This is a genomic window from Empedobacter sp. UBA7494 (assembly GCF_002478465.1).
In the GTDB taxonomy this organism is placed as follows: domain Bacteria; phylum Bacteroidota; class Bacteroidia; order Flavobacteriales; family Weeksellaceae; genus Empedobacter; species Empedobacter falsenii_B.
In genome coordinates this window covers 20,611-30,492 of record NZ_DLOC01000045.1, presented here as the reverse complement: position 1 = coordinate 30,492, position 9,882 = coordinate 20,611, and the positions used below count along the sequence as shown (strand labels likewise).

Genomic DNA, 9,882 nt, shown 5'->3' with positions numbered 1-9,882 from the left:
AATACAAATGCACTACCGGTATATAATACAATATAAGATCAATAAATTATACAAGCATATTTTATTTATACTTAAATTATCTTCGAAAACGAATTATCATATTCGTAAAATAGAAGAAAATCAGTCCAAATTAGCGTTAAATAAAGGTTTTCATAGAGTATGGATTGCTAATTAATTCGAAAATCAATATAATTATTAAGATAAAAACATTTAAAATGTCTTAAAAATAAATTATATCTAATCATCTTCGAGAACGAATTATGAATATCACAAAACTAAAAAGTCAAACTTTACAATGTTTGACTTTTTAATTTATATTTTTTGTAATGATAAATTAGGACAAAAATGGATGAAAATAACCAAATCCAATAACCAAAATGTGGTAAATCATATTCATGTATTTGTAAAATATCTAATCTTGTTAAATGATTAATTTCGTATAATGACATTTGAATAACAGCGATAATACCTAATATTCATCCTATTTTGATCTTATAAAAAATCCAAGAAAATAATAATGTAAAGTTCCCTAACCAACAGATAAAATCAATTGGCAACTCTGATATCGTTATATATCCTAATATTAGATATGTAATTCAAATATTCTGTTCTAGAATCTCCAGAATAATATTCAATAAAATCAATACTTAATAAGTGAACAGGCAAAATTAAACTCACCAAATAAGTTAAAATACTTACAAATAAAAACAGATTATTTTTCCAATTTAGCTTCAAACTCTTCTATTTGCTTTTCCAATTTTTTATTCTCTTTTTCCAATTTGTTTTGAGGACTAAACATTGCATAAACCAGCAAGCCTACTCCTACTCCAACAACAGCTCCAATTTTTTCGTTCTTATTAATTGCTTTCGAAATTGCAATTCCTGCTGCTGCTCCAGTTGTTACGATAGAAACTGTATTTTCAAAACCTTTTGATTTTGTGTCCAAAACTTCTAATAAATTATTCATAGTTGATTATTTTTCAATAAACGTTGCAATAAATATTCCTAAATATAAATCATTCCAAATTATTTTAAAAATTGTTCGTATTAATTCAAGTGTTTATCTTTGTTCGGTAACATTTTTAGAATGGAAATACAAGACAAAATTTTAGCGCTTCGAGAAGAGCTTACTCAGCATAATTATAATTATTACGTTTTAGATAATCCGACAATTTCTGATTTCGAATTTGATTTGAAATTGAAAGAATTAAAACGATTAGAAGACGAAAATCCTATCTTTTTTGATGTTAATTCCCCTACACAACGCGTTGGTGGAATGGTTACAAAAAATTTTCCGACGATTACACACGAATTTAGAATGTATTCGTTAGACAATTCATATTCAATTGAAGATTTACAAGATTGGGAAAAACGAATTGAGAAAACGTTAGGTGAAAAAGTAGAATTTGTTTGCGAATTGAAATATGATGGCGCTTCGATTTCTATTTTGTATGAAAATGGAGAATTGACGCAGGCTGTAACGCGTGGAGATGGAACACAAGGTGATGAAATCACGAATAATATACGTACTATACAATCTGTTCCATTGAAATTGAAAGGAAATTATCCTGAACGTTTTTATATGCGTGGCGAAATTACAATTCCGCTCAATAAATTCGCTTCAATTAATGAAGAACGCGCTAATAATGGTTTAGAATTGTATGCAAATCCTCGAAATACCGCTTCTGGATCATTAAAATTACAAGATAATACAGAAGTTGCGAAACGCGGTTTACAATGTTTCCCATATTATTTTATCGGAAATAATTTACCTTATTCTACACAATGGGAAATGCTACAAGCCGCTGATGAATTAGGTTTTAAGATTCCGCATACATCAAAATTATGTACTTCTTTGGAAGAAGTTTTAGCTTTTGTAGATCATTGGGATATCGAACGTAAAAATTTACCTTACGAAACGGACGGAATTGTGATCAAAGTAAATTCTTTTTCGCAACAAGATGAATTAGGTTATACTACGAAATCTCCACGTTGGGCAATGGCGTATAAATTTAAAGCTGAAGCTGCCGAAACCGAATTATTGAGCATCGATTATCAAGTTGGTCGTACTGGAGCGATTACGCCTGTTGCAAATCTTGCACCTATTTCTTTGGCTGGAACAATCGTAAAACGTGCTTCTGTCCACAACGAAGATATTATTAAAAAGTTGGATATCCGCATTGGTGATATGGTTTATGTGGAAAAAGGCGGCGAAATTATTCCGAAAATTGTTGGTGTTAATACTGATGTTCGCAAACCTGGAACGGAAGAAATCGAATTTATTAAAAATTGTCCTTCTTGCGGAACAGAATTAATTCGTAACGATGGCGAAGCACAGCATTATTGTCCAAATGAAAATGGTTGCGAACCTCAAATAATTGGAAAATTAGAGCATTTTGTTTCTCGAAAAGCAATGGATATTGAGAGTATTGGTGGTGAAACAGCTGTTTTGCTACACAAAGCAAATTTGCTTAATAACATTGCTGATTTTTATACTTTACAAAAAGAAGATATTTTGCCTCTGGAAAGAATGGCTGAAAAATCTGCTCAAAATATTATTAATTCTGTCGAAAAATCTAAAGAGCAACCTTTCGAAAAGGTGTTGTACGCAATTGGAATTCGTCATGTAGGTGAAACGGTTGCAAAAAAATTGGTTAAACATTTTCAAACTATTGATCGTTTAATGAATGCAACAATGGAAGAATTAGTTTCTGTAACGGATGTTGGAGAAAAAATTGCAATTTCGATTAAGGAATATTTTAAAGAAGAACAGCATCAAATTTTGATTCAACGTTTACGTGATTACGGGTTGAATTTCGAGATTGGTGAAGAAGCAAAACCTTTGTCAGATTCTTTGGAAGGCAAAACGTTTTTGTTTACAGGAACTTTGACTAAATTCAATCGAACTGATGCACAAAAAATGGTGGAAGATCATGGTGGAAAAAATATTTCTGCAGTTTCTAAAAACTTAAATTTTTTGGTTGCTGGCGATAAAGCTGGAAGTAAATTGAAAAAAGCAGAAGAAATTGGAACAGTTGTCGTGTTGACCGAGGACGAATTTTTAAATATGATTAACGGCTAATGGAATCAGGATTAATTGCTGTCATTATATTCGGAATTGTATTATTGATTTTGATTCCATTTATATATTATGGATTGAGAATGGCAGGCTACAACAAAGCTGCAATGATAGTTTCGCTTGCGATATTTTTTATTGTGATGATTCCGATGGTGAAATATGGTTACAGAAGTCAAATGTATTCTAATGATGATTTGAAAACCGATTTACACCAAGCTGGAATTGGGTTTAAAGGAAATTTAAAAATTGTTTCGACAGTTATTTCTGGAATTAAAAACATGAAACAAGAAACAGTTTTGATTATGGATTCTGCCGATGTCAATACAATTATTAATCGAATAGAAACTGATTCTCGCTTCAAAATTTCTCCAGAAATGTTGAGTTTGAAAGAAGAATTAGGCTCGAATGCAAAACATAAAACCAATAGAAATTATCGTTTCAAAGATAATTTTATTTTAGAAACTTACGGAATGTCTGATGATTACACGATTCGATATTCGGAACTGAAATTTAGAAAAGGAAATGACACGGTTTTCTTCAAAAAAGAAGAAGTGTATTAAAAAGATAAAATCCGTCAATTGACGGATTTTTTTATTCAAGATTATTTATTTTTGAGATATTAAAACTATGACTTTTTGAATTTTCAATTTTCCTTTTAATAATAGTGGAATCTACTTTCAATGTGTCAAAATTGAATGTTCGAGGTTCTAAATAATATAATTCTAAAATAGAATCTTTTCTATTTATTGTTCCAAATTTATATTGTTTATTAGTTATAGTATCAAAATATATTGTATCGTTTTTCAAATAATATTTACCAACTTCTCGTGAAGGGAAAAAACAAAACGAATTTACAATATAAATACTATCTGATTTAAAATGATAGCTGATACCGCAACTTGCTGTTCCTTCACTAAAAGCAAATAATTTATCCTTACCATAAATTGTATTATCAGTAATTATTCCTGATGGATATAGAAAAACTAAAGTCAAAACAATAATGCTAATAAAGACAGGTATTCCTTTTTTGAAATTTCTTTCATCATCAAAATATTTATATAACTTTAGTATTGTAGAAATAATTAATCCTATGAATAAAATAAGTTCTATTAAATATAAAACAATCGCGAAAATTCCAGTTTCATGAATCCAAAAATGTTGTGTATTAATTAATAGAAACAATAATACTAAAGAACAAGAATGATACGGATATAGTTTGAACATAAAACAAGTTAATCAAATTGTAATATAACTATTATAAATCATTTATTTAGAATTATTTTCTATCTTAATTAATTCATCAAAATCATTTAAAGTATTCTCACTTTCAGTTTTATAATTTTTTGATTTTCCTATAAAATGAATCAATTTTCTATCTTCAAAATAATAACGAGATTCTTCAATTTTCGATTTTTTATCATCAAATTCTTTCCAATACAAAGGGAAATTATAAGTTGTATCTTGTTCAAAAACGAAAGACAATTTATCATTTAACAAATAATATTCAGCCAAATATTGACCTGATTCTCCAAATTTTCGTACCACAATTTTTTCTAATTTATTGTTCAAAAAATAATAATTTAGAAAACCACCTTCGGTAGAATCATCAGTTTCAACTTCTTTTATTTTTGTCCAATTTTTAATTGAATTAATTCGACTAAAATTTGCTTTGATCGTTTTAATTTCTTCACTTTTAACTTTGTCATTTTTCTGAGCAAAAGAAATCATCACAGAGAATGTTACAAGAACAAAAAAGAATACTATTTTTTTCATCTAAATCAATATATTATATAAACTATATGAGTAAAATTGGATTGTTTATTTTCGATATATCTTTACAAATCCTTTTATTAAGCTAAATATACCGATTATAAACCCTATGATGATAAAAAGAAATCCTACAAGTAAAAAATATACACCATAATCCTTTTTGTTATAATCCAAATTATAGCCATATCCAGTCGAGAATATTCCTATTATAAAGACACAGAGCGAACAGATAAAAAGTTTTGTATATCGATTTTGTTTAAACATGATTAAATATTTCATTAAAATTCAATAAAATAAACTAATTTTCAATCAATAATAATAGTGAATTTTATGCAATTTAGAGTCGCTCGTCATACCAATCAAATCAACGAAATAAAAAAATTCTATACTAAAGTTTTAAATTTTGAAATTCTTGGAGAGTTTCAAAATCATAATGGATATGATGGTATTTTTATTGGAAAACCATATTTAAACTGGCATCTAGAATTTACAACAACTCACGAAAATGTCGATCATCATTTTGATGAAGACGATTGTTTGGTATTTTATCCAACAACGCAACAAGAATATGACGAAATTATTGAACGTTTAGAACTTCATCAGATCAAACCAATAAAATCTAAAAATCCATATTGGAATGATAACGGAATTTCTTTCTTAGATCCTGATGGATTTGCTGTCATTGTTTCACCTTTGAGAATTAAATAATTTGAAAAAATACATCTGCTTCATATTGCCATTTTTCATCTTTAGTTGCAAAAATGAAAATTCTACGAATTCTAAAACTCATAATGATTCAAATCCAAAAATTATTGAGAAAGAAAGCTTTATAAACAGAAAAGAAGATAAAATAATTCATCGATATTCCGTACCGAAAGGTTTTCAAAGAGAAAATTATAGTCAAAATGAATTTGGTTATTATCTACAACATCTGAAATTGAAAGACTTTGGAACACTTGTGAAATATTATAATGGAAAAGAAAAACCTGTAAATAATGTATACAATGCAGTGATTGATTTACCAATTGGAAACTAAGATTTACATCAATGTGCAGATGCAATAATGCGTTTGAGAGCCGATTATCTCTATCTACAAAAGCGTTATAATGAAATCTCTTTTAACTTTTTATTGGACGGAAAACCACGCAAATTTACAGATTTTGCAAATGGAGATTATTCACCAGAAAATTATTGGAAGTATTTAGAATATGTTTTCAGTTACGCAAATACAGCTTCTTTGAAAAATCAATTGAAATTGGTTAATTTTGAACAGGTGAAAATTGGAGATATTCTTTTGCAACAAGGAAATCCTTATGGACACGCCGTTATGGTAGTTGATCTAGCAAAAAATGAACAAGGCGAAAAAATTGTTTTACTCGCCCAAAGTTATATACCAGCTCAAGAAATTCAAATTCTTAATAATCCGATGAATAAAAAATTAAATCCTTGGTATAAATTACAACAAGATAAAATTAAAACTCCAGAATGGTTGTTTACAAGTGATGATTGGAAAGCGTGGGGTTAAACGTCTTTTTAATACAATATTTAGTCTTAATTTTACACCAAATTAATCGCCGTGAATCGAGAAGAAATAGGAAATCAACTGCTAAATGAAGTTTTACAAATTCAACTTGCCAATAAACCAATCAATTTTAAATATTTAGATTTAAAACGTTTGGTTGAAAATATTGCATTTGAGTTGACAAAAAACGAAGCTTTACAGTTTTCTAATTTTTTCTCGAAGCTATCTTTTATCTGTAATCATTACAAAGTTTCAACTAAAATTCATTCGTTTCGTAAAACAGCTCAACGAATTCTGAGCGAGAAATACGAACCGACTGAACACGAATATTTCACACATTATAAATATGTTGCGGATTTTATTTCTTCAATTTATGAAGTCATGATTCCAGCAGAAATTATCTATTATTTTCCTGAAAAAGAATTTTATACCAACAAAATTCTTTCTCGAAATCGGGTAAAAAAATTGCGTGTTCAAGTGATTGAAATCAAGCTAGATTGTTTGATTTGCGATCATGAAGATAATGAAACAGAAGAAAATATTACAGTTCAAATTGATGAAGATGGCGTGAATGAAAATTTTACTTCTGTTGAGGATTTTTGGGTTGGTGCGCAATTAAATTTAGTCAATTCGACGATTGATGAAGAAGGAATTTATCATCCACGTTTCATCATTCTCGAACCAGATTATTTGGTTGATATTTCGGCAATTGCTGAATGTTTTCAAGATTATGGAACTTCTGAATTACATTATATTCAGAAAAAGTTTGAAGAAGCACCAAACAGCAAACACATTCGTTTAGGAAATTTTGCTAATTCGGTTGTCGATCACTTTTCAACAGAAAACATTGAAAACACTGATTTTAATGAGATTTTCAAGAATGATTTTAAAAATTATCCATTAGAATATACGGCTTGCAACGATTTGACGAATCCACAAGATTTGAAAAATTATTATTTGGAAGCGAAAGGTCATTTTGACCGTATTCAAAAAGTGTTGACCGAGGATTTTCCTCAATATGATATTTCGTTGGATCGTGCATTAATAGAGCCTTCATTTTTGTGCGAACAATATGGTATTCAGGGTCGTTTAGATTTATTAGACATTAATCCCGAAGGAAAAAATAAAATTATCGAGCTGAAATCTGGTGGTGCACCTTTTCCTGATGATGGAAAAAGTGTCAAGCCAAATCATGCGACGCAGCTCTTTTTATATTACCAAATTATTGGTGTTTTATATGATTTAGAGTTTAAAGATGTCACAAAAAACACCGAAGGTTATATCTTCTATTCGAAAGTATATCAAGGAAATTTACGTTTTGATGTGCCAACTTTAGCGCGAGTTCAACGTATTTTTGATTTACGAAATCGAATAATTATCAATGAAAATCGGTTAGCAAATCATGCATTAACCGATATTGAATCAACTATTTATTCGATTAAACCTGCCAATTTTATCAAACGAAAAATTAATCCTCGTTTCAAAGAAATTTTAGAAGAACAGTTGGATAAATTTATCTATCCGATCAAAAATAGTTCACCGTTAGAAAAAGCTTATTTTTATTCGTTTACGAATTTCATTGCGAAAGAGCAATATATGGCGAAACTTGGTTTGGGACAATCAACTTCTAACAACGGTTTGGCGAGTTTGTGGCTGAATACTTTCGAAGAAAAAAATAATAATTTCGAGATTATTTATGATTTAGAAATTGTAGAAAATCATATTTCTGATCCAAAACGTGAAATCAAGTTAAAAAGAACTAATCCTGCGAATGATTTTATTTCGATTCGCGAAGGTGATATTTGCATTCTTTATCCAAGAAATAATTTCAAAGATTCGGTTTTAACAAATCAGGTTTTTAAATGTACCATCAAAAGTATTTCGAGAGAATTTATTGTGTTGCGTTTTCGTTATCAGCAGCCCAACACACGCTTTTTTGATTCGTTTGATTCATCAGGAAAATGGGCTTTGGAACGCGATTTTATGGATTCTTCTTTTGTTTCGATGTACCGAAATCTGTATGGATTAATTCATTCTTCTAAAGCAAAAAAAGATTTGATTTTAACGCAATCTATTCCAAGAAATCAAATGGATTATGCGTATTTTAACTCAAATCTTTCGGATGAACAAAATCGAATCTTGAAAAAAGCGCTTTCTTCTAAAGATTATTTCTTGTTGAATGGACCTCCAGGAACAGGAAAAACATCGATTATCATCAAAGAATTGGTGAAAGAAATCTACGAGAAACAAGATTGTAATATTTTGCTTTTGGCGTATACAAATCGTGCGGTTGATGAATTATGTGAATCGATAAATTCGGCTATTTCTGATCAAATTGAACAAAAGTTCATCAGAATTGGGAATGAATTATCTACTTCTCCTGAATTTCATCCTAATTTATTGAATAAAATTATCGAGCAAAAAGATGTTGATTTAGAGCAAAAAGGAGAAAAATTTTCGAGAAAAACAATTCAAGATATTATTCGTAAACAACGCATTTTTGTTTCGACGGTTGCTTCAATTTCGAGTAAAAATGATATTCTGAAATTAAAGAAATTTGATACAATTATTATTGATGAAGCTTCACAAATTTTAGAACCACAAATTGTTGGAATTCTACCAAAAGCAGAACGTTTTATCATGATTGGTGATCACAAACAGTTGCCTGCAATTGTTTTGCAAAATCCTGAATTAGCAAAAACGAACAACGAATTATTAGAAAATATTGGTTTAATCAATCGTAAAAACTCAATTTTCGAACGTTTGTATGAATTTTGTGAGCGTAATAATAACGAAAATTCATTTGACCAATTGACTTATCAAGGAAGAATGCATGCTGAAATTGCAGATTTTCCGAACAATTATTTTTATGATGGAAAATTAAATGTTGCCTATGATATTCCAAATTTGAATGAAGAGATTAAGCAAAGTTTACATCGCCAACGTGCAGATTTACATTTTGAAAATCATAATCAATCAAATGATTTACAAAACTTTATTACGAATCATCGTTTTGCGTTTATCAATGTGGACGAAAATCCTTATTTGCCTTCAACGAATGAGCAAGAAGCCGATTTGATTGTGAAATTTGTACAAGAAATTATTCATTTATACGAAATCAATAAAAAAGAATTTGATGCAAAGAAAACAATTGGAATTATTGCGCCTTTCCGTAATCAAATTGCCTTGATTAAACAAAAATTAGAATTAGCAAATATTCCTAATTACGAGCAAATAACGGTTGATACAGTTGAGCGTTATCAAGGAAGTCAGCGCGATATTATTTTGTATAGTTTTGCGGTAACATATTATTCACAATTGAATGCGTTGGTGAATATGAATGACCAAGGAAATGTTGACCGAAAACTAAATGTGGCGTTAACACGTGCAAAAGAGCAATTATTTTTGATTGGAAATCAAACGATTTTGAAAGAAAATCAATTGATTAAAACATTAATTGAGTATTTAGAAAATAAATCTTCACATAAACTTATAATCTAATCAAAATCAC

General features: G+C 29.1%; 7 protein-coding genes and 1 pseudogene. 5 read left to right on the top strand and 3 right to left on the bottom strand.

The genetic code is table 11. The annotated features are described in order from the left end of the window. Window positions 1–712 precede the first annotated feature (712 nt). Entirely contained in the window at window positions 713–967 is a 255-nt protein-coding gene (locus tag B4E95_RS04775) for a hypothetical protein (protein WP_038334370.1), read from the bottom strand. 120 nt (window positions 968–1,087) lie between these two features. Here B4E95_RS04775 and ligA point away from each other — a divergent pair, with 120 nt between their 5' ends. Together ligA and B4E95_RS04765 are read left to right on the top strand one after the other, a co-directional pair. Beyond that, window positions 1,088–3,082, top strand: coding sequence for an NAD-dependent DNA ligase LigA (gene ligA, locus B4E95_RS04770; protein ID WP_291090332.1), 1,995 nt, complete (start codon window positions 1,088–1,090; stop codon window positions 3,080–3,082). Then, on the top strand, window positions 3,082–3,639 hold the full coding sequence (locus tag B4E95_RS04765) for a hypothetical protein (RefSeq protein WP_291090329.1): 558 nt from the start codon (window positions 3,082–3,084) through the stop codon (window positions 3,637–3,639). Before ligA ends, B4E95_RS04765 begins: the two co-directional genes overlap by 1 nt. A 31-nt stretch (window positions 3,640–3,670) precedes the next feature. On the opposite strand, the gene B4E95_RS04760 is transcribed toward B4E95_RS04765, so the two are convergent. Beyond that, window positions 3,671–4,303: a hypothetical protein gene (locus B4E95_RS04760; protein ID WP_291074176.1), complete on the bottom strand. Its 633-nt coding sequence runs from the start codon at window positions 4,301–4,303 to the stop codon at window positions 3,671–3,673. 42 nt (window positions 4,304–4,345) lie between these two features. After that, window positions 4,346–4,852 carry a hypothetical protein gene (locus tag B4E95_RS04755; protein WP_291074178.1) on the bottom strand — a complete coding sequence of 169 codons (507 nt, stop codon included), beginning with the start codon at window positions 4,850–4,852 and terminating at the stop codon, window positions 4,346–4,348. 327 nt (window positions 4,853–5,179) lie between these two features. Here B4E95_RS04755 and B4E95_RS04750 point away from each other — a divergent pair, with 327 nt between their 5' ends. The 3 genes and pseudogenes from B4E95_RS04750 to B4E95_RS04740 all read left to right on the top strand — a co-directional run bounded on the left by B4E95_RS04750 (window position 5,180) and on the right by B4E95_RS04740 (window position 9,872). Continuing rightward, window positions 5,180–5,557 (top strand): VOC family protein, encoded by a 378-nt coding sequence (locus B4E95_RS04750; RefSeq protein ID WP_291090326.1) that lies wholly within the window; start codon window positions 5,180–5,182, stop codon window positions 5,555–5,557. A gap of 1 nt (window position 5,558) precedes the next feature. Then, window positions 5,559–6,374: pseudogene (locus B4E95_RS04745) on the top strand (DUF4846 domain-containing protein). Window positions 6,375–6,425: 51 nt separating this feature from the next. Continuing rightward, window positions 6,426–9,872, top strand: a complete 3,447-nt coding sequence (locus B4E95_RS04740; protein WP_291090323.1) for an ATP-dependent helicase — start codon at window positions 6,426–6,428, stop codon at window positions 9,870–9,872. Window positions 9,873–9,882: the final 10 nt, after the last annotated feature.

Bases quoted from the DNA above. Each gene is read 5' to 3' on its own strand.
- B4E95_RS04775 (WP_038334370.1), bottom strand. From the start codon at position 967: ATGAATAATTTATTAGAAGTTTTGGACACAAAATCAAAAGGTTTTGAA.
- ligA (WP_291090332.1), top strand. From the start codon at position 1,088: ATGGAAATACAAGACAAAATTTTAGCGCTTCGAGAAGAGCTTACTCAG.
- B4E95_RS04765 (WP_291090329.1), top strand. From the start codon at position 3,082: ATGGAATCAGGATTAATTGCTGTCATTATATTCGGAATTGTATTATTG.
- B4E95_RS04760 (WP_291074176.1), bottom strand. From the start codon at position 4,303: ATGTTCAAACTATATCCGTATCATTCTTGTTCTTTAGTATTATTGTTT.
- B4E95_RS04755 (WP_291074178.1), bottom strand. From the start codon at position 4,852: ATGAAAAAAATAGTATTCTTTTTTGTTCTTGTAACATTCTCTGTGATG.
- B4E95_RS04750 (WP_291090326.1), top strand. From the start codon at position 5,180: ATGCAATTTAGAGTCGCTCGTCATACCAATCAAATCAACGAAATAAAA.